The sequence below is a fragment of the Haemophilus sp. HMSC066A11 genome (assembly GCF_001811665.1).
GTDB classification, from domain to species: Bacteria; Pseudomonadota; Gammaproteobacteria; order Enterobacterales; family Pasteurellaceae; genus Haemophilus; species Haemophilus influenzae.
The window spans coordinates 433,229-458,316 of record NZ_KV805866.1; the positions used below are offsets into that span (position 1 = coordinate 433,229).

General features: G+C 37.4%; 26 protein-coding genes and 2 pseudogenes. 13 read left to right on the top strand and 15 right to left on the bottom strand.

The window, feature by feature from the left end; translation table 11 throughout:
• Nucleotides 1-246: pseudogene (locus HMPREF2813_RS05060) on the top strand (molybdenum cofactor guanylyltransferase MobA); the annotation flags it as partial.
• Nucleotides 247-384: 138 nt separating this feature from the next.
• Here HMPREF2813_RS05060 and HMPREF2813_RS05065 read toward each other — a convergent pair.
• The 3 genes from HMPREF2813_RS05065 to HMPREF2813_RS05075 all read right to left on the bottom strand — a co-directional run bounded on the left by HMPREF2813_RS05065 (nucleotide 385) and on the right by HMPREF2813_RS05075 (nucleotide 3,543).
• A complete protein-coding gene (locus HMPREF2813_RS05065; protein WP_005631292.1) occupies nucleotides 385-1,377 on the bottom strand; it encodes an amidohydrolase family protein in 993 nt (330 codons plus the stop codon).
• A gap of 197 nt (nucleotides 1,378-1,574) precedes the next feature.
• On the bottom strand, nucleotides 1,575-3,323 hold the full coding sequence (locus HMPREF2813_RS05070; protein WP_014551049.1) for a DUF3413 domain-containing protein: 1,749 nt from the start codon (nucleotides 3,321-3,323) through the stop codon (nucleotides 1,575-1,577).
• A 1-nt stretch (nucleotide 3,324) separates the two neighbouring features.
• On the bottom strand, nucleotides 3,325-3,543 hold the full coding sequence (locus tag HMPREF2813_RS05075; RefSeq protein ID WP_005625990.1) for a YejL family protein: 219 nt from the start codon (nucleotides 3,541-3,543) through the stop codon (nucleotides 3,325-3,327).
• A 125-nt stretch (nucleotides 3,544-3,668) separates the two neighbouring features.
• Between HMPREF2813_RS05075 and yejK the strand changes: the two genes are divergently transcribed.
• From yejK to HMPREF2813_RS09570, 4 genes and pseudogenes are all read left to right on the top strand, one after another.
• The gene (gene yejK, locus HMPREF2813_RS05080) at nucleotides 3,669-4,685 is read left to right on the top strand and encodes a nucleoid-associated protein YejK (protein WP_014551050.1); all 1,017 of its coding nucleotides are present in this window, start codon (nucleotides 3,669-3,671) and stop codon (nucleotides 4,683-4,685) included.
• Between the two features lie 65 nt (nucleotides 4,686-4,750).
• The gene (bamE, locus tag HMPREF2813_RS05085; protein ID WP_005655664.1) at nucleotides 4,751-5,164 is read left to right on the top strand and encodes an outer membrane protein assembly factor BamE; all 414 of its coding nucleotides are present in this window, start codon (nucleotides 4,751-4,753) and stop codon (nucleotides 5,162-5,164) included.
• A 53-nt stretch (nucleotides 5,165-5,217) separates the two neighbouring features.
• The gene (locus HMPREF2813_RS05090; RefSeq protein ID WP_005652455.1) at nucleotides 5,218-5,901 is read left to right on the top strand and encodes a response regulator; all 684 of its coding nucleotides are present in this window, start codon (nucleotides 5,218-5,220) and stop codon (nucleotides 5,899-5,901) included.
• A 151-nt stretch (nucleotides 5,902-6,052) separates the two neighbouring features.
• Nucleotides 6,053-6,341, top strand: a pseudogene (locus HMPREF2813_RS09570) (ATP-binding protein); the annotation flags it as partial.
• A 36-nt stretch (nucleotides 6,342-6,377) separates the two neighbouring features.
• On the opposite strand, the gene epmA reads toward HMPREF2813_RS09570, so the two are convergent.
• The gene (gene epmA, locus HMPREF2813_RS05095; protein WP_032826703.1) at nucleotides 6,378-7,349 is read right to left on the bottom strand and encodes an elongation factor P--(R)-beta-lysine ligase; all 972 of its coding nucleotides are present in this window, start codon (nucleotides 7,347-7,349) and stop codon (nucleotides 6,378-6,380) included.
• Between the two features lie 210 nt (nucleotides 7,350-7,559).
• Between epmA and frdA the strand changes: the two genes are divergently transcribed.
• Genes frdA through frdD form a run of 4 tightly spaced genes read left to right on the top strand, consistent with a single transcriptional unit; the run spans nucleotide 7,560 to nucleotide 10,900 of the window.
• The gene (gene frdA, locus HMPREF2813_RS05100; RefSeq protein WP_005663061.1) at nucleotides 7,560-9,359 is read left to right on the top strand and encodes a fumarate reductase (quinol) flavoprotein subunit; all 1,800 of its coding nucleotides are present in this window, start codon (nucleotides 7,560-7,562) and stop codon (nucleotides 9,357-9,359) included.
• Entirely contained in the window at nucleotides 9,352-10,122 is a 771-nt protein-coding gene (locus tag HMPREF2813_RS05105; RefSeq protein ID WP_014551051.1) for a succinate dehydrogenase/fumarate reductase iron-sulfur subunit, read from the top strand. The genes frdA and HMPREF2813_RS05105 overlap by 8 nt, the downstream gene beginning before the upstream one ends.
• 10 nt (nucleotides 10,123-10,132) lie before the next feature.
• Complete coding sequence (gene frdC / locus HMPREF2813_RS05110; protein WP_014551052.1) at nucleotides 10,133-10,543, top strand: fumarate reductase subunit FrdC; 411 nt, start codon at nucleotides 10,133-10,135, stop codon at nucleotides 10,541-10,543.
• A 12-nt stretch (nucleotides 10,544-10,555) separates the two neighbouring features.
• Nucleotides 10,556-10,900, top strand: coding sequence for a fumarate reductase subunit FrdD (frdD, locus tag HMPREF2813_RS05115; protein WP_005690445.1), 345 nt, complete (start codon nucleotides 10,556-10,558; stop codon nucleotides 10,898-10,900).
• A 104-nt stretch (nucleotides 10,901-11,004) separates the two neighbouring features.
• Here the strand turns inward: frdD and mtgA are convergent, their stop codons facing one another.
• The 11 genes from mtgA to HMPREF2813_RS05170 all read right to left on the bottom strand — a co-directional run bounded on the left by mtgA (nucleotide 11,005) and on the right by HMPREF2813_RS05170 (nucleotide 20,843).
• Complete coding sequence (gene mtgA / locus HMPREF2813_RS05120) at nucleotides 11,005-11,754, bottom strand: monofunctional biosynthetic peptidoglycan transglycosylase (protein WP_370684012.1); 750 nt, start codon at nucleotides 11,752-11,754, stop codon at nucleotides 11,005-11,007.
• On the bottom strand, nucleotides 11,732-12,037 hold the full coding sequence (gene trpR / locus HMPREF2813_RS05125; protein WP_005629736.1) for a trp operon repressor: 306 nt from the start codon (nucleotides 12,035-12,037) through the stop codon (nucleotides 11,732-11,734). The genes mtgA and trpR overlap by 23 nt, the downstream gene beginning before the upstream one ends.
• 37 nt (nucleotides 12,038-12,074) lie before the next feature.
• The gene (locus HMPREF2813_RS05130) at nucleotides 12,075-13,856 is read right to left on the bottom strand and encodes a transglycosylase SLT domain-containing protein (protein WP_070646995.1); all 1,782 of its coding nucleotides are present in this window, start codon (nucleotides 13,854-13,856) and stop codon (nucleotides 12,075-12,077) included.
• Between the two features lie 15 nt (nucleotides 13,857-13,871).
• On the bottom strand, nucleotides 13,872-14,168 hold the full coding sequence (locus tag HMPREF2813_RS05135) for a YciI family protein (protein ID WP_014551055.1): 297 nt from the start codon (nucleotides 14,166-14,168) through the stop codon (nucleotides 13,872-13,874).
• 16 nt (nucleotides 14,169-14,184) lie between these two features.
• A complete protein-coding gene (gene yciA, locus HMPREF2813_RS05140; RefSeq protein WP_005686035.1) occupies nucleotides 14,185-14,649 on the bottom strand; it encodes an acyl-CoA thioester hydrolase YciA in 465 nt (154 codons plus the stop codon).
• Nucleotides 14,649-15,206: a septation protein A gene (locus HMPREF2813_RS05145; RefSeq protein WP_005690438.1), complete on the bottom strand. Its 558-nt coding sequence runs from the start codon at nucleotides 15,204-15,206 to the stop codon at nucleotides 14,649-14,651. The genes yciA and HMPREF2813_RS05145 overlap by 1 nt, the downstream gene beginning before the upstream one ends.
• A 5-nt stretch (nucleotides 15,207-15,211) precedes the next feature.
• On the bottom strand, nucleotides 15,212-15,946 hold the full coding sequence (locus tag HMPREF2813_RS05150; RefSeq protein WP_014551056.1) for a hypothetical protein: 735 nt from the start codon (nucleotides 15,944-15,946) through the stop codon (nucleotides 15,212-15,214).
• Between the two features lie 145 nt (nucleotides 15,947-16,091).
• Nucleotides 16,092-17,102 carry a galactose/methyl galactoside ABC transporter permease MglC gene (mglC, locus tag HMPREF2813_RS05155; RefSeq protein ID WP_005686030.1) on the bottom strand — a complete coding sequence of 337 codons (1,011 nt, stop codon included), beginning with the start codon at nucleotides 17,100-17,102 and terminating at the stop codon, nucleotides 16,092-16,094.
• A 16-nt stretch (nucleotides 17,103-17,118) separates the two neighbouring features.
• Entirely contained in the window at nucleotides 17,119-18,639 is a 1,521-nt protein-coding gene (gene mglA / locus HMPREF2813_RS05160; RefSeq protein WP_005652432.1) for a galactose/methyl galactoside ABC transporter ATP-binding protein MglA, read from the bottom strand.
• Between the two features lie 65 nt (nucleotides 18,640-18,704).
• The gene (mglB, locus tag HMPREF2813_RS05165; RefSeq protein WP_010869062.1) at nucleotides 18,705-19,700 is read right to left on the bottom strand and encodes a galactose/glucose ABC transporter substrate-binding protein MglB; all 996 of its coding nucleotides are present in this window, start codon (nucleotides 19,698-19,700) and stop codon (nucleotides 18,705-18,707) included.
• Between the two features lie 144 nt (nucleotides 19,701-19,844).
• Nucleotides 19,845-20,843: a substrate-binding domain-containing protein gene (locus HMPREF2813_RS05170; RefSeq protein WP_005652428.1), complete on the bottom strand. Its 999-nt coding sequence runs from the start codon at nucleotides 20,841-20,843 to the stop codon at nucleotides 19,845-19,847.
• A gap of 207 nt (nucleotides 20,844-21,050) precedes the next feature.
• Between HMPREF2813_RS05170 and galT the strand changes: the two genes are divergently transcribed.
• The 4 genes from galT to HMPREF2813_RS05190 all read left to right on the top strand — a co-directional run bounded on the left by galT (nucleotide 21,051) and on the right by HMPREF2813_RS05190 (nucleotide 25,082).
• Nucleotides 21,051-22,100, top strand: a complete 1,050-nt coding sequence (gene galT, locus HMPREF2813_RS05175) for a galactose-1-phosphate uridylyltransferase (protein WP_005666161.1) — start codon at nucleotides 21,051-21,053, stop codon at nucleotides 22,098-22,100.
• Between the two features lie 76 nt (nucleotides 22,101-22,176).
• Nucleotides 22,177-23,331, top strand: coding sequence for a galactokinase (gene galK / locus HMPREF2813_RS05180; protein WP_005686025.1), 1,155 nt, complete (start codon nucleotides 22,177-22,179; stop codon nucleotides 23,329-23,331).
• Between the two features lie 9 nt (nucleotides 23,332-23,340).
• A complete protein-coding gene (gene galM / locus HMPREF2813_RS05185; protein WP_005686023.1) occupies nucleotides 23,341-24,363 on the top strand; it encodes a galactose-1-epimerase in 1,023 nt (340 codons plus the stop codon).
• 170 nt (nucleotides 24,364-24,533) lie between these two features.
• Entirely contained in the window at nucleotides 24,534-25,082 is a 549-nt protein-coding gene (locus HMPREF2813_RS05190) for a YecA/YgfB family protein (protein WP_005686021.1), read from the top strand.
• The last annotated feature ends 6 nt before the right edge of the window (nucleotides 25,083-25,088 follow it).

A 25,088-nucleotide genomic window follows, 5' to 3' on the forward strand; every position in this document is an offset into this window, starting at 1 on the left:
AAAAGTGCGGTTAAAAATGACCGCACTTTAATTGCGTATGCTTGCGATGAAGAACGTGAACATCCCGTTTTTTGTTTAATGTCCGTTCAGCTAAAGGAAAAATTGCGACACTATTTAGCATCGGGTGAACGACGCCTTTTACAATTTATGAAAGAAAATGGCGGGATTTCAGTAAAATTCACGCAAGAAGAAGGCAACTTCGAGAATTTTAATACGCTGGATGATTTAAAGAAAACAGTCATCTAACCGAACACTAACAAAAGTGCGGTTTATTTTTATTATTTACGAGCACCAAATATCGCAATCAATTCTTTCACTTTTACGCGTTTTTCTGGGTTTTAAAATAGTTATGGTAACTAGCTGGCTTAAACCCACCATACGCAACTAAATTGGCTCTAGTCCTAACACTTTACGGCCGTTAATACTTGCGATATTGACCATTTCATCTAAGTGAGGGAAACGGCAACCCGCAGCTAATAGGCTTAATTCTTGCCATAAATCGCCTTCACATAGAGGAACCATGTAATCACAAATATTATCTGTGCCTAGGGCAACAGTGATACCTTCGGGGATCATTTCATCTGCTGGCGTGAGCGCATTATGGAATGGCATAAGATCTTCTTTGCGATTACTGTCAATCCATGCCATCGGACAGGCTATCATCATCATTTTGGCTTTACGCATTTTTTCGTAAAGTTTGTAGCGATATTCTTTTGAATGTGAGCCAATGGAAATACCATGGATACCTACAACTCGCCCCTCCATTCCGTGTTCAATGGTTTTGTCGCAAAGTTGCTCGGTTTCTTTTTCACTTGGATTGTTGAATTGGTCTACATGTACATGACACATAATTCCAAGAGATTTGGCCTTATCTAACAAGATATCCATCGCCTCTAGGCCACGTCCATAATCCAATTCATCACGATATGGTAAGCCGCCAATCATATCTACCATTTCTGCACCAATATCAAACCATTTACGCGCAGTGGGTTCGATTACCCCTTTTAAAGTTTGATTGGCAAATTTCAAAATAATGTCATGTTTATACACTTCGCGGGCTTTGTGTGCGGCAATAATTGCACGATCTTCACAAATTGGGTCTATATCGACAAAAGTACCAAATGCGGTTACACCTTGGGATATCATTAATTCAATAGATTGGCAAAAACGTGCGTAATAATCATCAACACTGGAAGTGCGTTTTACTTCATCCACTAAATCCCATTTTTGTTGCAAATTACTACTATGATAAATCCCAATTTTCTCTGGCGTCATCGTAAAAGCGCGGTCAGCATGAGCATGGGCATTTACCCACCCGCCTTTTTTGATAATTTCATCGCGAATATAGGTTTTAAAACTACGAACATGGCTTTTCATACAAACTCCGTAAAAAAGAAAGGATAAAAAGACGAGAATGTATATTAATTGAAAGGTACAGTAAGTACGGCGAGAAGCATTATGATAATGTTATGAAAAACTCACGGATTTTCATTAATAACATTTTTCAGTCTTAAACTGAGGCGTAAGTATAAAGACTTAAGGGCAAAAAATCCATTCTTTTATGCCCTTATAGATTATTTTTCAAAGAAGAAATTTTGTAATTGGAAGGCTTCTAAGAAGATTCCAAGTGGCGGTCTGTCTGAAGATTGCTCGATATAATCTTTATCGAATTTTTTGTAATTACCTTTGCGATCAATGTGATATTGTGTTCCATCAGGTTGAATCACCACATTCCAGTGGAAATTAGAGGCAAGTACCCAGTCATCTCCTTTAAGATCAAAGAGATTGCGTCCCTGACTATAATCCATCAACGGGTTTTCTACACGGAATACTGTCTGCATTAATGCAGAGAAAATATCCGCATGATTACTTAATCCATTTTGTTTACCCACTGGTAAATCTTTCCAATATACAAGCAATGGCACTTGAATTTCATCACGCCCAAAGTAGTTTTCTCGCTCTTTTTCATTAAAGGTTAAACCATGCTCTGACGTGATGATGACTAATGTATTTTCAAGCGGTGTACTTTCTAACGCTTTTGCTAAAAGAGAATCAATGTCTTGCAAAGTGCGGTCATAATCTGATGGATTTTTAGCCTTCAAGGCTAAATCCAAATAAGCAAACCAAGGTGAGTCAGTTTTTTGTGCTTTAATAAAATCATTGAGATTTTTTACCGCACTTTCATTATTTGGTTTGTTGGTTTTATTCGATGAAAGTTTTATTTCACGAAATAATGCTTGGCGGAAGATGCTATCTTTGAAATTCGTAGCAGAAAATAAACCCAATTGATAATTTTCAGCACGTAATTTTTCGATTAAAACAGATTGGGTATGATTGCTTAAAATGCTATCGGTGTAATTTGCATTTAGCCCGTAAAATAACCCAATTAAGCCTGCGTTATTACTATTGCCTGTGCTGTAATGATTAGTAAATTCCGTTGAGCTTGTTGCAAATTTAGCAAGTTTTGGCATCTTTTCATTAGAAATCGCATCATGGCGTAAACCCGAAACCGTTACGAGCAGAATATTAGGTTTGTGCGTAATTGGTGCGTAAGTGAGTTCTTTTTTCGGATAATCAATTTTTAAAGCATCTAAACGACCTTCTTGCGCCAATTTTTGCGTATATTCTTCCCCATCCAAGAAACCGTGTTTTTCTAAAAAAGAACGAGCTGTCATTGGATAAGATAAAGGGAAATTAGAGCGTTGCATAGTGATCGGACGATACAAATAAGCATCTGCCCAAGCATAAATTAAATGTGTCGCAATGAACGTTGTGGTTAAGAATATACCAGTGCCTTTTAGCCATTTTTGGCGTTCAAGACTACGTAACTTTTCCCAACTCCAGCGAGAAAATAACATTTGTGCCAGTAAAATTATTGGCATAGGTGCAAAGAAAATTTGCCAATCGCGCGACATTTCACCATTTTCTGGATTGACCAGCAAATTCCATACAACAGAGGATAAATGCAGATTAAAACGATTGAAAACGGCGGTATCAAATAATAATAAGGTTGTACAAATTGTGGAAAAAATCACGGTTAATCCGCGAAAAGTGCGGTGATTTTTAACAATGAAACTCAGAGGAAAGACCACGAGTAAGTACAACGCAAAAACGTTGAAACTGAAATGCCCGAGCAAACTCACAAAGAAATAAAGTTTTCCTGCGAGAGTATCTGGCCAGTCAATGATAAAGGCATAACGTGCGCCAATAAAAATAGCAACAATAATATTAAAAAAGGCAAACCAATGGCCCCACGAAATTTTTCGTGAAACGTCATCGCGGTATTGTTTGCCGCTGAAGGTGCCTTTTTTAATCCATTTCATATTAACGTGTTTTTACCGCATTAATTAAGGAATTCGAAAACGCTTGAGCTAATGCCTCACGTTGAGTTTGTGGAACGCTGGTGGTTAATAAATTACTTGCCATGTTCCCCAGTGCGATTAACGAAAGATCTACAGGGGCTTTATGCTTTTCTAACACTGCTATCATATCGTTTACAATCGCACTTAATTGAGCATCAGAATATTTAGAATGTTGAGCCATAATGTTAAAAATAAAAAAAATTTGGCTTATGATACCCGATTATTTGGTAGAACCTAAATAATTTCTTTTTTCTTGCTGAAAAAGTGCGGTTATAATTTGCGGCAAATTTTTCAAAGGTGACAAAAATGAGTATTACCGTTAATCAAATTGTTTTGCATCAGTTAGTCAAAAATGTGGATGGCGACAGTATAAAAATGGAAAGCGTATTACGCGACGAGTTGCTGTCCATTACACCAGAAATAGAACAAATGATGTTGCAATTGCATCAAGGCTATCAAAATAAAGCGAAGGCTTTTGGCGTGTTTCAGGAAAAGTCTATATTTGCACAACATTTAAATCGTTTATTAGAGCAAGAAATTGAGTTTTTGGGTTTTAGTCAATATTCAACAAAATTGCTTGCAGATGAGCTAGGTAAATATAACTTTGCGGAAAGTGGCACCTTAATTTTATGTCAATATAATTTCTTAGCGACAGATTATTTGTTTATTGCATTGCTTGATAGTCGTCATAGTATGCTGGTCGATGAGCATTTAGATATTCGCCGTACAGAATATTTGGATATTACTCAGTTTGATATTGCGGCACGGATAAATTTGACGGATTTGCAAGTAAACGCGAACTCTAATCGTTATTTAACCTTTATAAAAGGCCGTGTTGGTCGCAAAATTAGTGATTTTTTTATGGATTTTTTAGGTGCCGAAGAAGGATTAAATCCACAAGTTCAAAATCAATGTTTATTGCAAGCTGTGAGTGATTACTGCGATCAAGGCGAACTCAACAAAGAGCAAACTCAAGCGGTAAAAAAACAAGTGTTTGAATATTGTAAAGGTCAGCTTTCAAATGGTAACAATATTGAATTAAGGGAACTTTCTGATTCATTACCCACTCTAAACGAACAGCCTTTTGTCGTCTTTACGGAAGAACAGAATTATGGTTTGGAAGAGAGTATTCCACCAATACGTTCAACATTGAAATCGCTAACAAAATTCTCTGGGTCAGGAAAGGGCGTTACCCTAAGTTTTGATGCGGAATTATTGAATACACGTATTCAATGGGATCCTATGACAGATACCCTAACCATCAAAGGCTTACCACCAAATTTAAAAGATCAATTACAAAAGGCTTTAAAATCAGAGAATTAATTTGGAAATACACCCAATTTTGGATATTATTTGACAGAACTTTTGCACAAATTAAGGTAAAGAAAATGCAAGTTAAAACACTTTTAGGCGCAACCTTTTTAGCATTAAGCCTCGCTTCTTGTTCCACCGTTGAAAAAGTTGTATATCGAATTGATGTACCGCAAGGCAATTATTTAGAGGCGACTACCGTTGCACAAGTTAAAGAAGGCATGACTGCTCAACAAGTACAATATTTGTTGGGTACGCCAGTATTAGTCGATCCTTATAATAGTCAGACTTGGTACTATGTGTTCTTACAACAACGTGCCTATGAAACGCCAGTTCAACATACGCTAACCGTAAAATTCGATCCGCACGGTATCGTGACAGAAACCCATCTTGATAAACCTTTACCACAGGTTTCACAACAAGGCGAAAATAACACCATTATTGAAACAGGTGAGAAACCAAAATCAAGCTGGTGGAAATTCTGGAAATAATCTTTTTATTTTCACCGCACTACAATAAGAATAATTGGTAAAAGGAATCTCCAATGTCAAAACTCTTACTCGTTGATGATGATATTGAATTAACTGAACTACTTTCTACACTTTTAGAACTTGAGGGTTTTGACGTTGAAACTGCAAATAATGGATTAGAAGCATTACAAAAACTCAATGAAAGCTATAAACTGGTTTTACTTGATGTAATGATGCCAAAGTTAAATGGTATCGAAACATTAAAAGAAATTCGTAAAGTCTCTAACGTGCCAGTGATGATGCTAACAGCAAGAGGCGAAGACATTGATCGCGTATTAGGCTTAGAATTGGGAGCGGATGATTGTTTACCCAAGCCTTTTAACGATCGTGAGCTTATTGCAAGAATTAAGGCGATTTTGCGTCGTAGTGCATCTCCTTCAAATAATATATCAAATGTAGAAATCCTTTCTTTTGACGGAATTACTCTCCACTTTTCTCACGGAATTGCAACCTATAATGAAGAAAATCTAAATTTAACTGATTATGAATTTAAGATTCTTTGTTTATTGCTTAAATCTAAGGGAAATGTGGTAAGTCGAGAAGAATTAAGTTTAGAAGTAATGGAAAAACCGCTCACTCCATTTGACCGTTCTCTTGATATGCACATCTCTAATTTAAGACGCAAATTACCAGAACGAAAAAACAAGCCCTCTTGGTTTAAAACTTTACGCGGAAAAGGATACGCTTTAGTTACCTAATTTTTATGAAATTAGGTTATTTTTTCAATTTAAATCAACTCACTATCCAAACATTTCTTATGTTTTGGTTTTCTTTTTTTCATAATGATGAGCCTTGTGATCACTGTACCTAATTTCGATCTCAGAATTTATTCCCCCATTAAAAGAAGCGAATATTGTTAATTATCAAAAAGAAATTCTTCATATTTTTATCCAAAAAGAAGAAAAAGAAGAATTCCTCAGGATCTGCATCAATGACAACGGATCTGGGGTAAATTCGAATGAATTTGAAAAAATTTTCACTCCGTTTTATCGCGTAGATGAAGCGCGAACTAGAGCGACTGGAGGCACAGGATTAGGGCTTGCAATTGTTTCTCATGTAATAAAGTGTTTGGGCTGAAAAAAGCCCATTAGGCGGGCTATCAATGAATATAAAATTGCCATTATGGATCACCCATTAAATAAAAATGATGACAATTTTTACCGCACTTTTACCTTTAAGCATTGTCCACAGCAAAAGAAATAACGTCATTAATTTTTTCACAATCTAAAGCGATCATCATTAAACGATCTATTCCTAATGCGACACCTGAAGCATCTGGCATACCCGCTTCTAAGGCCGCAAGAAAGCGTTCATCAATTTCTCGAGTAGGCAATTCACATTTTTGTCTTTGTTGATTATCTAATTCAAAGCGATGACGTTGTTCTTGCGCATCGGCAAGTTCGTGAAAACCATTGGCTAATTCTAAACCTTTATAATAGAACTCAAAGCGTTCTGCTACCCGCTGATCTTCTGGGCTTACTTGTGCTAGAGCTGCTTGTGTTGAAGGGAAATGATACACGGCAATAGGTCGTTCTTTTCCAATTTGAGGCTCAACGACTTCACTAAATAAAAACTGTAATAACGTATCGCGATCTTCATTATCTTCAGCCATAAAATTATGTTTACGTGCTGCTTCAATTAATTCTGAACGTTCTGCTGACAAGGGATCTAAGCCTACATATTCTTGGAAAACAAATTGGTAGCTTAAACTTTCTGCTGGTGGGCAATCTAAAATTTGTTGGAGTAAATCATCCACTTCATTAATTAAACGATGCATATGAAAGTGTGGTCGATACCATTCCAGCATAGTAAATTCTGGATTATGACGATTTCCAGCCTCTTCATTGCGAAACACTTTGCTGATTTGGAAAATAGGCCCACTGCCAGCAGCAAGCAAGCGTTTCATATGATATTCAGGGCTTGTAGAAAGCCAAAGTGTTTTGGATTGATTATCAAAAGGCGCAAGAAATTCTGTGCTAAAGGTGGAGAGATGCAAATCAGTGACGCCAAATTCACTTAGAACAGGGGTCTCAACTTCAAGCAAGCCTCGTTCGGTAAAAAATTGACGAATTTCAGCAATAATTTTTGCCCGTTTAAGAAGATTTTTTATATCAGCAGAAGGTTGCCAATGATTAAGTGCGGTCATTTTTAATCCTGTTTTAAAAATTTTGCACATTGTAAACGAGAGCTACTCTCAACTCAATCTTAGCTTTTTTGAGGTAGATCACAAAATACGATCTTTTCCATCTTTAGACATAAAAAACGTTATTAATTTGTAACAAAAAATGGCACAATGCCCACGCAATATTACCCTTTTAGGGGATTTATTTTTACTTTCTATTGATTGGAGGATATCGTGCAAACAGTTAATGTCGATATTGCGATTGTTGGTGCTGGTGGCGGTGGTTTACGTGCAGCGATTGCCGCAGCAGAAGCAAATCCTAACTTAAAAATTGCATTAGTTTCTAAAGTATACCCGATGCGTAGCCATACCGTGGCAGCAGAAGGTGGCGCAGCGGCAGTTATCAAAGAAGAAGATTCTTACGATAAACACTTTCAAGATACTGTTGCTGGTGGGGACTGGCTTTGTGAGCAAGATGTAGTGGAATATTTCGTGCAACATTCCCCTGTAGAAATGACTCAATTAGAACGTTGGGGATGTCCTTGGAGCCGTAAAGCAGATGGCGATGTAAACGTACGTCGTTTTGGTGGAATGAAAATTGAACGTACTTGGTTCGCTGCAGATAAAACAGGTTTCCATTTACTACACACACTTTTCCAAACTTCTATTCAATATCCACAAATTCAACGTTTTGATGAACATTTCGTATTAGATATTCTTGTTGATGATGGCCATGCTCGTGGTATGGTTGCCATGAATATGATGGAAGGCTCACTTGTTCAAATTAATGCAAATGCGGTTGTGATCGCAACTGGTGGCGGTTGTCGTGCATTTAAATTCAATACCAACGGCGGTATTGTAACGGGTGACGGCTTGTCTATGGCGTATCGTCACGGTGTACCACTTCGTGATATGGAGTTTGTTCAATATCATCCAACAGGCTTACCTAATACGGGTATTTTAATGACCGAAGGTTGTCGTGGCGAAGGCGGTATCTTAGTAAATAAAGATGGCTATCGCTATCTTCAAGATTACGGTCTAGGACCTGAAACGCCAATTGGTAAACCTCAAAATAAATATATGGAACTTGGTCCTCGCGATAAAGTTTCTCAAGCATTCTGGCAAGAATGGAAAAAAGGTAATACCTTAAAAACCGCGAAAGGCGTAGATGTGGTGCATTTAGATTTACGTCATCTTGGCGAAAAATATCTACACGAACGTCTGCCATTCATTTGTGAATTAGCAAGTGCTTATGAAGGTGTAAATCCAGTCAATGAGCCAATCCCTGTTCGTCCAGTTGTTCACTATACAATGGGCGGTATTGAGGTTGATTTTAACAGCGAAACTCGTATCAAAGGTTTATTTGCTGTAGGAGAATGTGCATCTTCAGGTCTACATGGTGCAAATCGTTTAGGATCTAACTCTTTAGCTGAACTTGTTGTGTTAGGTCGTGTTGCTGGGGAATATGCAGCACAACGTGCTGTTGAGGCTCAATCGGTAAATCAAAGTGCGGTTGATGCTCAAGCAAAAGATGTTGTTGCTCGCCTAGAAGCACTTCATAAACAAGAAGGTAATGAATCTTGGTCTGAAATCCGTGATGAAATGGGTACCGTGATGGAAGAAGGTTGTGGTATTTACCGTGACCAAGCAAGTATGCAAAAAGCAGTAGATAAAATTGCAGAATTAAAAGAACGTTACAAACGTATTCGCGTATCAGATAATTCAAGCGTGTTCAATACAGATGTACTTTATACAGTTGAGTTGGGTTACATTCTAGATGTTGCACAATCTATTGCAAATTCAGCGATTGAACGTAAAGAATCTCGTGGTGCCCATCAACGCTTAGATTACACTGAACGTGATGATGTAAATTATTTAAAACACACACTTGCTTTCTACAATGAAAATGGCGCACCGCGCATTGAATATAGCCCAGTGAAAATTACCAAATCTCAACCTGCAAAACGTGTTTACGGTGCGGAAGCAGAAGCTCAAGAAGCAGCTGCGAAAGCTAAGGAGCAAGCAAATGGCTAATTCACCAGTAATGAATATTGAAGTATTACGCTACAATCCTGAAATCGATCAAGAGCCGCATCTAAGTACGTATCAAGTACCTTATGATAATCAAACTTCATTGCTTGATGCGTTAGGATATATTAAGGATAAACTTGAACCCTCTCTTTCTTATCGTTGGTCTTGCCGTATGGCGATCTGCGGTTCTTGCGGTATGATGGTAAATAACAAACCGAAATTGGCTTGTAAAACGTTCTTACGTGATTACAGCGGCCATATGCGTATTGAGCCGTTAGCAAACTTCCCAATTGAACGCGACTTAGTGGTTGATTTAAGCCACTTTATCGAAAGTTTAGAGGCAATTAAACCTTACATTATTGGTAACGAAGCACCAGCTTTAGATGGTAAACCACATCCATCAAAAGAATTGCAAGTTAGCCGTACTAAACAAACGCCAGCACAGCTTGAGAAATATCGTCAATTCTCTATGTGTATTAACTGTGGTTTGTGCTATGCCGCTTGCCCTCAATTTGGTTTAAATCCTGAATTCTTAGGCCCTGCAGCTATTACTATGGCTCATCGTTACAATCTTGATAACCGTGACCATGGTAAAGCAAAACGTATGCCATTATTAAATAGTAAAAACGGGGTTTGGAGTTGTACTTTCGTTGGCTATTGCTCAGAAGTTTGTCCAAAACATGTGGATCCTGCTTCTGCTATTAACCAAGGAAAAGTGGAAAGTGCCAAAGATTATGTTATCTCTATGCTAAAACCAAAAAGCTAAGGGGGAAGGAATGTCAGTAACAGTAAGTAAACGCAAAAAATATGTTCGTCCAATGACAGCGACTTGGTGGCAAAAATTGGACTTCTACAAAGCTTATATGCTACGTGAAGCGACTTCAATTTTTGCTGTATGGTTTTGTATTGTATTGCTTTATGGTGTTCTTTGCCTTGCAAGCAATCCAATACCAGGCTTAGGCATTTTGAGCTTTATTGAGTTTTTAAGAAACCCAATTGTGGTTTTCTTAAATATTGTTACGCTTATCGCAACGCTTTATCATACGGTAACATATTTCTTAATGACACCAAAAGTGATGAATATCATTGTGAAAAATGAACGCCTACCACATACTGTGGTAAGAAATGCACTTTGGGCGGTAACAGCATTAGTTAGCGTGATTGCGTTAGTTTTAGTTTATATCTAAGGGAGAGAAAAAATGGTTGATCAAAATCCAAAACGCTCCGGCGAACCGCCAGTATGGTTAATGTTCGGTGCAGGCGGCACAGTGAGTGCAATTTTCCTTCCTGTCGTTATTCTAATCATCGGTTTGTTATTACCATTTGGTTTAGTCGATGCGCATAATTTAATTACTTTTGCTTATTCTTGGATTGGTAAATTAGTTATTTTAGTGCTTACTATTTTTCCAATGTGGTGTGGTTTACACCGTATTCATCACGGTATGCACGATCTTAAAGTACACGTGCCAGCTGGTGGATTTATCTTTTATGGTTTAGCCACAATTTATACTGTTTGGGTGTTATTTGCGGTAATAAACCTGTAATAAAAATGCTATAAATAAAAAACGAGTCTAAGACTCGTTTTTTATTTTATGTATCAAGTAAATATTTTTTAGTTTGTTTTACTTTATAAATTTGATTGAATTTTTTATAAATGGCTTAAGTATTCAGTACCTAAATTTCCCATTTGTCTCAAAATCCAAGCGTGTTTTTTACGAACTAATAAGCTTGGCTTATTTACTTTATAAATGATTGGATTGGGTAACACAGCAGCTAAAAGTGCGGCTTCATTTTGCGATAAATTTTTAGCAGATTTTTTAAAGTAATAGCGACTTGCCGCCTCCACACCAAAAATGCCGTTCCCAAATTCTGCAATATTTAAATACACTTCTAAAATACGTTTTTTTGACCAAGTCAGCTCGAGCAACATCGTTGCTGGAACTTCTAAACCTTTTCTTAGCCAATTTTGTCCATGCCAAAGCATTAAGTTTTTAGCGGTTTGCTGGGAAATGGTTGATGCTCCTCGGATTCCTTTTTTAGATTTTTCGTTATACCGAATTGCTCGTTGGATAGCCTCAAAATCAAAGCCTAAATGTTCAGGAAAACGCTGATCTTCTGATGCAATCACGGCTAGCTGAATATTGGGAGAAATATTTTCTAGACTGACCCAGTCATATTGAATTTGGTATCGAAAATCGCCTTGTAAAAGATTAGCGACTTTTTGTTGTACCATATAAGCGGAAAATGGAATAGGTACAAAGCGAAAAATCAGTAACAAAGCAAAAACGGCGAACAAAAAACGAAAGACAACTCGCTGCCAGTTTCTTTTCCACCATTTAGGACTAAATAAGTGAGAAAGTGCGGTAAAAATTCCCTTAGTTTTTTTCAATGAGATCAAGATGTTGTTTCATCCATTGCATAAAATCAGGATCCATCGTTTTAATCATATTAGAACCTCGAGTGATTGTGGCGGCACTTGTATTCAGATTTTGTTGAATTTCACGCTGAGGCATATTTTTATCAATCAGCTGAGAGACGATCTGCAAACGCAATCCTACTGCATCCCGTTCGTCTGCAGTTAATAATAAGGTTAGAAACTCCTGTGCTTTGTTTTCTTCAAAGGCGATTTTTAGCATTTGAAGAAAGGCATTCCATTGTTCTAAATTGCGGCTGATATACATAATTACGCTCCCATTCCACACTATTAAACTAGTGCGGTTAGTATAGCCGATTCAATTCTTCTTGGCTAAAGATTTGTGGGTTTTCTTTATTTTGTAAAATTTGATAGTAAAAGTCATAAGCGACTACATTTTGCACATAACCACGAGTTTCATAAAAAGGAATAGATGCTACAAATTCGTCTAATGCTAATTTTCCATTAGATCGTGCTAACCATTTTTCTACTCGATTTGCCCCTGCATTGTAAGCGGCTGCAATCAATATTCGATTATTAGGATATTTTCCATTGAGTTCATTCAGATGTGCTGTGCCGAGCGAAATATTATTTAATGGTTTAAATAAATCTTGTTCGCCTTGATAGGGTAGTTGATTATTCTCTGCAGTCAATTTTGCCGTGCTTGGCAGAAGTTGCATTAAGCCCCGCGCATTTGCTGAAGATTGTGCCATTGGATTCCAAGCACTTTCTTGACGAGCGATTGCCATTGCAAAAGTTTTGCTGATATTCAAATTTTGCAATGCCGCATTGAAGTATTCAGGATAAGCATTTGGCAGACGAAGGGACAGATAATCCCACGCTTTTGCCACAATCGAAGCATCAACAGCTAATTCAAACCATTGCTGATTTTTGGCATATTGTGCAAGTTTTAGCTGAGTTGTGAAATCAGCATTATCCAGCATAATTCGCCAGCGTTGTTTTGCTAAACCATTTCGTCCAAGTTCTCTTAATTCTGTAATCATTGCAAAAACTTGCTTAAAAGGAAGTTGTTCAGCTTGAGTAAAACTTTGCGCGACAGGGACATTCAGTTGATATATTTGTTTTAATTGTATTGCCGCTAACATTGGATAAAAGCCACGCTCTTTGGAAAGTGCGGTCAGTTTTTCTGTATTTTTTGATATATCTTGTTTCGCTTCCCAGTAACGCCATTCTTGCTTACTTTTTGATTCAGCAGAAAGCAAATTCAGCCAAGAGGTTAATTCAGTTTTTTGCCAAATTGCCATTCGTAAACGGCGTTCGGTTAGATTATCAGTTTTTAATTGTTGGATTTGTTCATCACGCCATTTTTGAAAATCAGCGTTTTCATTATCAAAAAAACGATTTAAAAAAGCGACTTTCCACTGTTTAATTTCATCCTCTGAAAGCTGCCAAGTATTCGCCCATTTTTGATAAGATTCAAAATTTGGGTTATTCGTTTGTTCAGGTAACGTTTTAAGATAACGTGGGAAAGCATCAATTAATACGGTTTTATCTAAAGTGTTAGGATCGTTTTTTCTTACAATTTCAGCAAGTTGTTTAGGATTTTCTACTGGATTTTGTTCTTTTTGATTCGTGTTATTTTCTTTGGCATTATCCGACGTTGCTGATGTTTGTTGTTCGTTTAATGTGGATAGTTTTTGTAATAAGGCTTGAAATGCTGGCGTTACAAAAGGGTAATTTTGTTGCACTAATAAGTTAAGTTCATTTATTGCTTGTTGTTTGCCTTGAATGTCATCACTTTTTAAAAAGGCGATTTTGGTTTCCCAAAAGCGTGCTAGTAAATCGTATTGCAAAGGATAACCTTGCAATAAATCTATTAAGTTTTTTGTGATATTTTGAGTCGCTTCAGAAAATTGTTGGTTTTTTACCGCACTTTTTAGCATTCCTTCAACTTGCAAGAAGATTTCACGTTGCTTTAAACGTTTTAAATAGTCTTGATGCTGTGCTGTCGCCCAGTTTTGTTTTTCTTGCTCAAGATTGATGGATGCTGTTGCCGTGTTAGGTAAATCGGCAAAAGCAGAAAGTGCGGTCAAAATACAGAGAGAAATTAAAGCGACTTTTTTCATATTACGTTATTTAAATTAAAAGACTTTTTTAAACGGCTTTACAATAACATCCGCATATACACCAGCTTCTACATAAGGATCTTGTGCCGCCCAGTCTTTTGCCTCTTGTAGATTTTCAAATTGAGCAATAACGGTTGAGCCTGTAAACCCAGCTTCACTCGGATTTTCATCATCAATTGCAGGATTTGGGCCTGCTGTCAGTAAGCGATTTTCCGCTTGAAGTTGTTTTAAACGAGCCAAGTGTTGCTCGCGTACGGCAAGACGCTTTTCTAACGTATTGGGAATATCTTGGGCAAAAATAACATAGTACATAATGATTTCCTTTTATTTACAAGGGTTGTTCTGAAATTAAGGTTAATGCTTTTTCTAACTCTTGGTTATTTTCACGGGGAATCGTGCGAGAGCGACCATTATTATCAACTGCAACAAAAGTAAATACCGCATCGGTGACACAATAACGTTCGCCAATTGGCTCACTCGCCACTTTTTTTACCCATACTTCTACTTTAATTTTAATGGAAGAACGCCCAACTTTGAGACATTGACCGTAGCAACAAACCACATCGCCCACAGAGATTGGTTTGATAAAATTCATACTTTCAACGGCGACAGTAACCACGCGTCCGTGTGCGATTTCTTTCGCTAAAATCGCGCCGCCCATATCCATTTGAGACATAATCCAGCCACCAAAAATATCTCCGTTAGCATTGGTGTCAGAAGGCATCGCCAAAGTTCGTAGTAAAAGAACTCCTTTTGATTGGCGACCATTTTTATCAGTAAAATTGGCAGACATTATTTCTCTCCGTCTTTTGAATTTGAGCCATCTTTAGGCAAATAACGATAAATATAAACTCCCGAAATAATGGTTGCAATCACTGTCATACCAATAATTCCGAAAGATTTGAAATCAACCCAAGCCTCTTCCGACATATTATGGCTGATATAAATATTTACCAACATACAAATAATAAAGAATATTGCCCAACCAAAATTCAATGTATTCCAAGCCTTTTCGGGCAATTGTAGCTCTTTACCAAGTAACTTTTTGATTAATGGGGTTTTAAATTGAAATTGTGCGACGAGCAAAACAATAGCAAATAAGCCATTGATAATTGTCACTTTCCATTGCAAATAGCGGATTTCATTAAAGTAAGCGGTTAAAAGTCCAAAAAAAACGACCGCACTTGCCATAATTTTTTGTTGTTTTTCAACTATTCCGTATTTCCATTTTAAAATCACGATCTGCAAAATTGTTGCAACCACTAATACGATGGCTGCTTCACGTACACCACCGAGTTTGTAAGTGATAAAAAATAAAATTAAAGGGATAAAGTCAAGGAGTTGTTTCATATTGATTAATCCTTCATAAATAAGCTGTAGAAACGATAAGTCACTACTAGCATGAAAATATTAAGTAATGCGGTGAAAATGCCTATTACCATATCAAATACAGCATTATTGGAAAATGCGCTTAATTGGAAAATAAGAATTGGCACGAGAAAATAAACCAGTAGGGTGTAAATAAACAATACGCCTTTTCGAGTATTTCCTCGCATCCAAATTTTTCGGATAGTTTGCGAAAGTGCCTCTTGAGTAGAAAGATAATGTACTACCGTTAAATTTAAACGGACAAAGAACCAAACGCCAACAAGCATCGCGATAAGTGACATAATAGAGGGCGATTTTTTTGTGAGTAATGCAGCAAAGGCTTCACCAAGCCCAAGTAACATTGGTGCAACCATTAATAGATCTAACAGAATTACGCCTGCAAAACGACGCAAGGTAAGTGAGAAGGTTTCACCTAAAGTGCGGTAATTTTGTAGGCTAATTTTATGGATTGAGGTTAATCCCCAAGCTGCAATAAAGCTCGTTAAAATTTGAGTGATTGCAACTGAAAAGATAAAATTTGTGATATCTGTATTGGCGAGATTTAATACATCATTTTTATTTTCATCATTAACTGAAAAACTTAAAAGTGCACTCGCACTTTGCACAATAAATAAAATTGCGACAAATTGCAGCATAATTTTTTTCTGATTACGGAAGAAATTCCAACTGTCTTGCAATACTTGTGTAAAGTTAATTAGCATTTTTTTCTCTCTATGAAAATGGTGGCGCAATTATACAGGGTTTGCCGATTATTGCATAAATATCCTTAATTCAGAATTGAATAGATAAAACAAAAGTGGACAAATTTGCCCACTTTTCATTCATTTTATTAAGATTGCGTCAGCTTTATTTTTTCTTCGCATATTTTAACGAGTCAATGGCTACCGCTAGAATGATAATGCTACCTTTAATGATGTATTGCCAGTAAGGGTTTACACCGATGTAAGTTAAACCGTAGTTGATAACAGTAAAGATAATAACCCCAGTGATAACACCAATTACGGTACCTACCCCACCAGCGAAAGATACACCACCTACCACGCAAGCAGCGATAGCATCTAATTCATACATAAAACCCAAGTTGTTAGTTGCAGAACCGATACGACCAGCTTCTAGCATACCACCAAAGGCATAGAACATACCTGCAATCATATAGATTACAACTAAATTACGTGCAACATTTACACCAGATACTTTTGCAGCTTCAGGATTTCCCCCAATGGCAAAGACATTTTTACCAAAACGCGTTTTATTCCACATAATCCATACTAATAATGCAGCTATCGTGGCATAGATAGTGATGTAAGAGAGTTTAAAGCTGCCGACTCGGAAGAATCCTTGAGCAAATGTTGAGAAATTTTCACTAAAACCTGCGATTGGCGAACCACCTACAGCATCATAGTATAGTGAGTTGAAACCATATACGATAATCATCGTACCCATTGTCGCAATAAATGGCGTCACATTTAAATAAGCAATAACTAAACCATTAATCAAACCGATTAGCGCACCTACGGCACATACTGCGAGAATAACCACTGGAATTGGGATTTGTCCCATTTCAGGGAACACACGGTTTATATTATCCATTGATTGCAACATTGTTGCAGAGATAACTGCAGCCAAACCAACTTGACGACCAGCAGATAAGTCTGTCCCTTGTGTAATCAATAAACCCGCAACCCCTAAAGCAATAATTAAACGTACAGAAGATTGGGTTAAGATGTTACTGAAATTGACTAAATTTAAGAATGTCGGATCTTGTGCAATGATGATGCCGAGCAAAATCAATAACACAAAATAAATCGCATTTTGTTTTAAGAGATCAAAGGATTTGTTTTTTTCTAAGGCACTCATAATTCATTCCTTATGTTTATAAATATTTTGCCGCGAGTTGCAAAATTTCTTCTTGCGATGTTTTTGCGCTTTCAACGATACCTGCTAATTTACCGTTACTCATTACTAAAATGCGATCAGTCACACCCAGTAATTCTGGCATTTCTGATGAAATCATAATAATGCCTTTATCTTTTTTAGCGAGTTCTTGAATAAGTTGGTAAATTTCAAATTTTGCCCCAATATCGATACCACGAGTCGGCTCATCTAGCATCAAAATTTCAGGTTGAGTTAAAAGCCAACGACCAATAATGACTTTTTGTTGGTTACCACCAGAAAGAGAACCAATTGTAGTTCTGTGTGATGGTGTTTTAACATTCATTGAATCAATTACCCACTGAGTATCACTTTTCATCTTCTTCGTGCTAAGTAATTTCCACGGAGTGAGATAAGATTTCATATTTGAAATCAGTGAATTAAACTCAATACTTAAATTAGAATAAATCCCCGTTGAACGACGCTCTTCAGTAACCAATGCAAAGCCATTATTAATCGCTTCAAGTGCGGTATGATTTTTCACAGTTTTTCCGTGTAACTTAATCGTTCCTTCGATTAATTCACGTACGCCAAAAATAGCTTCAACGATATCGGTACGTTTAGCCCCCACAAGTCCTGCAATACCGAGAATTTCACCTTTGCGTAATTCAAAAGATACGTCCTGAATGGATGGTTGATTTTTAGCGGTAAGATTTTCCACCTGCAAAATAACTTCTTTTGGCACGTTGGTTTTTTCAGGGAAACGCTGTGTTAATTCACGCCCTACCATCATTCCAACAATTTGTTCCATTGTGGATTCTTTCACGTTTACCGTGTTGATCCATTTACCGTCGCGTAAAATAGTAATTTCATCACAGATTTTGAAGATTTCATCCATTTTGTGAGAAATATAAATAATGCCGCAACCGCGTTGTTTTAATTTGTCGATAATTTTAAACAGATGCTCAACTTCTTTTTCAGAAAGCGAGGATGTTGGTTCATCCATGATTACGATTTTAGCGTTATACGAGAACGCCTTCGCAATTTCGATCATCTGCATTTGAGAAACTGAAAGTTTGGCGACTTTTTCTTTCGGATCTACATCAATATCCAATTCATCAAAAATCGCTTTAGTATCACGGTACATTTTGGCGTGATCAACAAAAGGACCTTTAAGTGGATAGCGTCCAAGCCATAAATTATCCATTACGCTAGTTTGACGCACGAGGTTGAGTTCTTGGTGCACCATTGAAATACCATTTTCAAGGGCTTCTTTAGATGTTTTGAAATTGACGGGTTCGCCTAAGAAAAGAATTTCGCCTTCATCTTTGGCATAAATACCGAATAAACATTTTAGTAATGTAGATTTGCCCGCGCCGTTCTCGCCCATTAAGGCATGAACAGAATGTGATCGAACCGTTAAGTTGGCGTTATCTAAGGCTTTTACGCCCGGAAAGGACTTGCAGACATTGGTCATTGTGAGCAGCACTTGGCTGTCTTGACATTGAGTTTGAGCTGTCATATCCAACCTCTTTAAAAAGGGGAAGATCCACTTCCCCTTAGATTACAACAAAAATTGATGGGAAATTATTTTAAGAAGTCACCTAAGTTGTCTTTATCCACACCAACATAAGGAATGCGTACAACACGATCTTTTAATTCCCATTTTGTGCCTTCAGTTGCAGATTTACCTTGTGCTAAATTGTTAGATAATTGAACAACTGCTTTACCTTGGTTTACACTATCGTTTAATACTGTACCCGCAAGTTCGCCTTTACTAATCAATTGTAATGCTTCTGGTAACGCATCCACACCAAAGATAGGTAATTTTTTACCGTGTGCTTTTGTTGCTTCTAACGCACCTAATGCCATACCATCGTTGTTAGAAATAATGACTTCAATGTCGTTCGCTTTAGAGCTAGATAACCAAGCATCTACTTTATCTTTCGCCATTGCAGCATCCCACATACCAGTATCAATAAATAATTGTTCAGTTTGGATACCTTTCGCATTAAGTTCTTCTATAACATATTTTGTACGCACTTCCGCATCTGGGTGACCAGGTTCGCCTTTTAATAATACAAATTGGATTTTGCCATCTTTATTTAAGTCAAGAGCTGGATTCGCTTTCCATTGTTTTGCAATTAAATCCCCTTGAATTAAGCCTGATTCTTTTGGATCAGTACCTACATAGTAAGCCTGTTCATAAGAACCGATAGCTTTTGCACCAGGGTCTTTGTTAAAGAATACGACGGGAATATTATCTGATTTTGCCTTGCCAATAATAGTTGGAGCTGCTGCTGGATCCACCAAGTTAATCGCAAGTGCTTTCACGCCTTTAGAGAGTAAGATATCAACTTGGTCATTTTGAATAGATTGTGCATTTTGAGAGTCATTCATTAAGAGTTTAATGCCACCGACTACTTTAGCTTCTTTATCAATTTCTTTGCGCATTAAAGACATAAAGTTATCATCATATTTATAAATCGTTACCCCAATACGATTATCTGCAGCAAAACTTGCAGATGCTGAACCTAATGCAATAGCGAAAGCGACGGTACTTAACACGGCTGTTTTTTTCATAATAACACTCCTATTTGGAAGGTTGATGTGGATAGATAAGGTTGTGTACATCATAAATAAATTATCGTAATTAATCTATGAGCAAATTTGCAAAAATGAAAATGATTACATAAAAAATTATGAATTTGTGATCCATGTCACAAATTAGCGCGATTCCACCGAAAAACGGCGTACCAAAGTAGGGTTAAATTGAACTACTGGAGGTGTAATTATTTTCTCGTCAGTTAGACTTAATGCTAATTTAGCCGCATAAGTTGCCATTAAATCAATAGGATAGCGAATTGTGGTTAGTTTTGGGATCAAATAACGGGCAATCGGCATATCATCAAAACCAATAATTGAAAATTGGCTTGGTACGCTGATATTGTTTTCATTGAGAACTGAAATGGCTCCCGCCGCCATTGAATCGTTATAAGCAACGACAGCCGTAAGATTTTTGTTATAACTAAGTAAATCAATCATTGCTTTTTCGCCGCCTTCAAAGTCTGGGCTATTGAGTGTTATCGCCTGTTCAATGATGGGATAATTGTGATCTTTTAATGCGGCAAGATAACCATTTCTTCTTTCAACTTCATCAAAAATGGCGTGATTTGAACCGATATATGCAATATGTTGATGCCCATAACGAATAAGCATTTCCGTGGCTAAATAAGTGCCTTTTTGGTTATCTAAACTGACACAACGATGTTCATAACCTTTAATAACACGGTTAATGATTACCATTCCTTGCACAGTATTTAAATAATGGCTTAATTCATCATCAGATAAGGCTTTAGAATGTACAACAAGAGAACTACAACGCTTACGTAATAAGGTATTAATTGCTTCCCGCTCTTTTTCTGCATGATGATAACCAATACCGATAAGAATCGTTTTTTGATGCGCTTCTGCTACTTTATCCACCGCTTTCACTAAAATCGCAAAAAAAGCATCCGTCACATCGGTTACCACCACGCCAATTGTATCGGTGTTTTGCACGGCAAGGGCTTGAGCATTTGCATTAGGTTGATAAGCTAACTGTGCAATAGCTTGTTCCACCGCAAGGCGTGTATTTTCACTAACAGAAAGAGAGTGATTTAATACTCGGGATACGGTAGCGACAGATACATTGGCTAATTTAGCGACATCTCGAATAGTACTCATAACTTTTCCCTTGTTATAATCTATAAATCTTATATTTTGATCATAAATAATTTACGATAAATTGAAAGCGGTTACTTTCATAAGTATGAACTAAATCATAAAAAATTTTGCTTATTTTCTTATTTTGTGACAAAGATCACGGTTTATTTACAATAATTTAGTATAAATTAATGTAATCGTTTACATTGATAAAAAACAGGAGTCAAAATGACCGCACTTTTTGAACCTACAGAACACCCACATCGTCGCTATAATCCGTTAATCGATCAATGGGTTTTAGTTTCGCCACATCGTGCCAAACGCCCGTGGCAAGGGCAACAGGAAAAAGTCAATGAAGAACAAAAACCAAGTTATGATCCAACTTGTTATCTTTGTCCGAGTAATAAGCGTATTACAGGGGAATTAAATCCAGATTATCGTAAACCTTATGTATTTAAAAATGATTTTTCCGCGCTTTTAGAAGATACGCCAGCCCCTGAAAAATCCTCCGATCCTCTTTTCCAAAGTTCTCAAGCTCGTGGGGAAAGTCGAGTCATTTGTTTCTCTCCCGATCATAGTAAAACATTGCCATTATTGACCGCACTTGAGATTGAAGAAGTGATTAAAGTATGGCAGGAACAACTTCGTGAGCTTGGTGCGAAATACCAATGGGTGCAAATTTTTGAAAACAAAGGGGCAGCAATGGGGTGTTCGAACCCACATCCACATGGTCAAATTTGGGCGAATAGTTTCTTGCCAAATGAAGTTGCTCGTGAAGATCGTACACAACGTGATTATTTGCTAAAACATGGCTCAGTAATGTTGGTTGATTATGTGAAACGAGAACTGGCGTTGAAAGAACGTATTGTCGTTGAAACTGAACATTGGGTCGCTTTAGTACCTTATTGGGCTATTTGGCCATTTGAAACATTGCTTCTACCAAAAACTCATGTAAAACGTTTAACTGAATTAAGTGATGAACAATCAAAAGATCTTGCGGTTATTTTGAAAAAATTGACGACCAAATACGACAATCTCTTTGAAACCTCTTTCCCATATTCAATGGGATTTCATGCGGCACCGTTTAATGGCGAAGATAACGAACATTGGCAGCTACATGCTCATTTTTACCCTCCTCTTTTACGCTCAGCAACTGTGCGTAAATTTATGGTGGGATATGAAATGTTAGGCGAAAACCAACGCGATTTAACGGCGGAACAGGCAGCAGAGCGATTACGAGCCTTGAGTGAAGTTCATTATAAAGAAAGAACTAAATAATATAGTCAGTTCCCCTCTTTAGCTTTAGCAAAGAGTGGTGCAGATCGAGTATAGATTTAATATAAAGGATAGAAATATGACCCCAATCCAAAATGCTCAACAAATTTTCAATAGACAGCATAAAAATTTGCCAGAAATTACCGTCTATGCCCCTGGTCGAGTAAATATCATCGGCGAACATACCGATTACAACGACGGCTTTGTTATGCCTTGCGCAATTAATTTTGGTACGGCCATTTCTGGTGCAATACGAGATGATCATATTTGGAATGTTTATGCTGCAGATCTTGATGAAACTGATGAATTTTCTCTCAATGTTGAAATTCCTAAGAGTGAACACAAATGGGCCAATTACGTGCGTGGGGTGGTAAAATTTATCCAAGAACGTTACCCGCACTTTCAACAAGGTGCAAATTTAGTGATTTCTGGTAATGTGCCGCTTTCTTCAGGATTAAGTTCATCTGCAGCGTTAGAAGTTGCGGTGGGTAAATTCTGCCAACAACTTGGCGATTTACCGCTTTCTCACACGGATATTGCATTGAATGGGCAAAAGGCTGAAAACCAATTTGTTGGAGCAAATTGTGGCAATATGGATCAGTTAATTTCTGCGCTTGGGCAGGAAAATCACTTACTGATGATCGATTGTCGTAGTCTTGAAACCACGCCAACACCAGTGCCACAAGATGTCGCCGTGATTATTGTGAATTCAAACGTACCGCACGATTTAGTAACAGGCGAATACAATACTCGCCGTCAGCAATGTGAAGAGGCAGCAAAATTTTTTGGCGTGAAAGCATTACGAGATGTTTCAGTTGAGCAATTCCAAAAAAGAGAAGCAGAATTGACCGCACTTTCTCCGTTAGCAGCAAAACGTGCTCGTCATGTCGTAACAGAAAATCAACGAGTACTTGATGCGGTAGAAGCATTGAAGAACAATGATTTGACTTGTTTAGGTAAACTAATGGAAGCATCTCACGATTCAATGCGTGATGATTTTGAAATCACCGTACCACAAATTGATTATTTAGTTGAATTGGTTCAACTTGTTATTGGCAAAAGTGGCGGTGCACGTATGACGGGCGGCGGTTTTGGTGGCTGTATTGTCGCACTTGCACCGCATGATAAAGTCGATGCAGTTCGTAAAATTATTGCGGATAATTACGAGAAAACGACTGGTTTAAAAGAAACTTTTTATGTGTGTACCGCATCACAAGGTGTGCGAGTGATTTAAGAGAAAATAATGTTAGAACAAACCACTTTTAATGCGCCTGATGGTGCACCTTATCAGCTTATAACCCTACAAAATGAAAATGGGATGCGTGTTCAATTTCTGGATTGGGGCGCAACTTGGCTTTCTTGTAAAGTGCCAGTAAATGACACATTACGCGAGGTTTTATTGGGTTGTAAGGTAGAGAATTATCCCACTCATCAAAGCTATTTAGGCGCAAGCGTAGGGCGTTATGCAAATCGTATTGCAAATGCACAATTTGAATTGAATGGCGAACTTATTAAATTAAGTAGTAATCAAGGAAAGCACCAGCTTCATGGTGGAGAGGGTTTTGATAAACGCCGTTGGACAATCCAAAAGTGCGGTAAAAATTTTGTGTGTTTTTCATTACATTCAGAGCATGGCGATCAGGGTTTTCCTGGTAATGTGGATGTGTCTGTAACCTATACGCTAACAGATGATAATAGCGTAAAAATTGAATATGCAGGGATTTGTGATAAGGATACTGCATTGAACCTAACGAATCATGCTTATTTCAATTTAGAAAATGCAGCGCAAGGCAGTGACGTGCGTGAACATACATTACGTTTAAATGCTGATTTTTATCTGCCTGTAGATAATGAGGGGATTCCTAATTCTCCATTAAAGCACGTGGTGAATACAAGTTTTGACTTCCGTATTGCTAAACCCATCAAGCAAGATTTTTTACAAGGGGATCAGCAAGCAACAAAAGGTTACGATCATTCCTTTATTGTCAATAAAGCTTGGCAAAAGCCTTGTGTGTTACTAACCTCTCCAACTGGCGATTTAAGTTTGGAAGTAAGAACCTCGCAAGCTGCATTGCAGGTTTATACGGGTAATTATCTTGCAGGTACACCAACGAGAAATGGCGAATTATATGCCGATTTTTCTGGCATAGCACTAGAAACCCAATGTTTACCAGATACGCCTAATCATCCTGAATGGCAAAATTACGGCGGAATTCAAAAAGCAAGCGAGCAATATTATCAATGGACAGAGTTTAAATTTAAATAAACCATTATTTATAATAAAAATGTCATTACAAGATCTATAAATTAGGTTCATTTCTAGCGTTAAAAGCAGTGACACACCACCAGCCTCTTAATCTAATTTAATTGGTCAAGCGATGGCTTTTTTATTTACAAAGGTTTACACTAACTTCACATTTACTCAGGAAATCTATTATGCTCATTTCTCATTCTGACCTTAACCAACAACTTAAATCTGCTGGAATCGGCTTTAATGCAACAGAACTACACGGCTTTTTAAGCGGTTTACTTTGTGGTGGATTAAAAGATCAAAGTTGGCTACCGCTCTTATATCAATTCAGCAATGATAATCACGCTTACCCAACAGCATTAGTTCAACCCGTTACAGAACTTTATGAAAAAATTAGTCAAACCTTATCAGATGTTGAAGGATTTACCTTTGGACTTGGTTTAACCGAAGATGAAAATGTCTTTGCACAAGCGGATAGCCTATCTGACTGGGCAAACCAATTCTTACTTGGTCTTGGCTTAGCACAACCTGAATTAGCAAAAGAAAAAGGTGAAATTGGCGAAGCGGTAGATGATTTACAAGATATTTGCCAACTTGGTTATAATGAAGATGATAATGAAGAAGAGCTTGCGGAAGCACTAGAAGAAATCATTGAATATGTTCGCACCATTGCAATGTTATTCTATTCTCATTTCAACGAAGGAGAAATTGAGAGCAAACCTGTATTACATTAAGGAGAT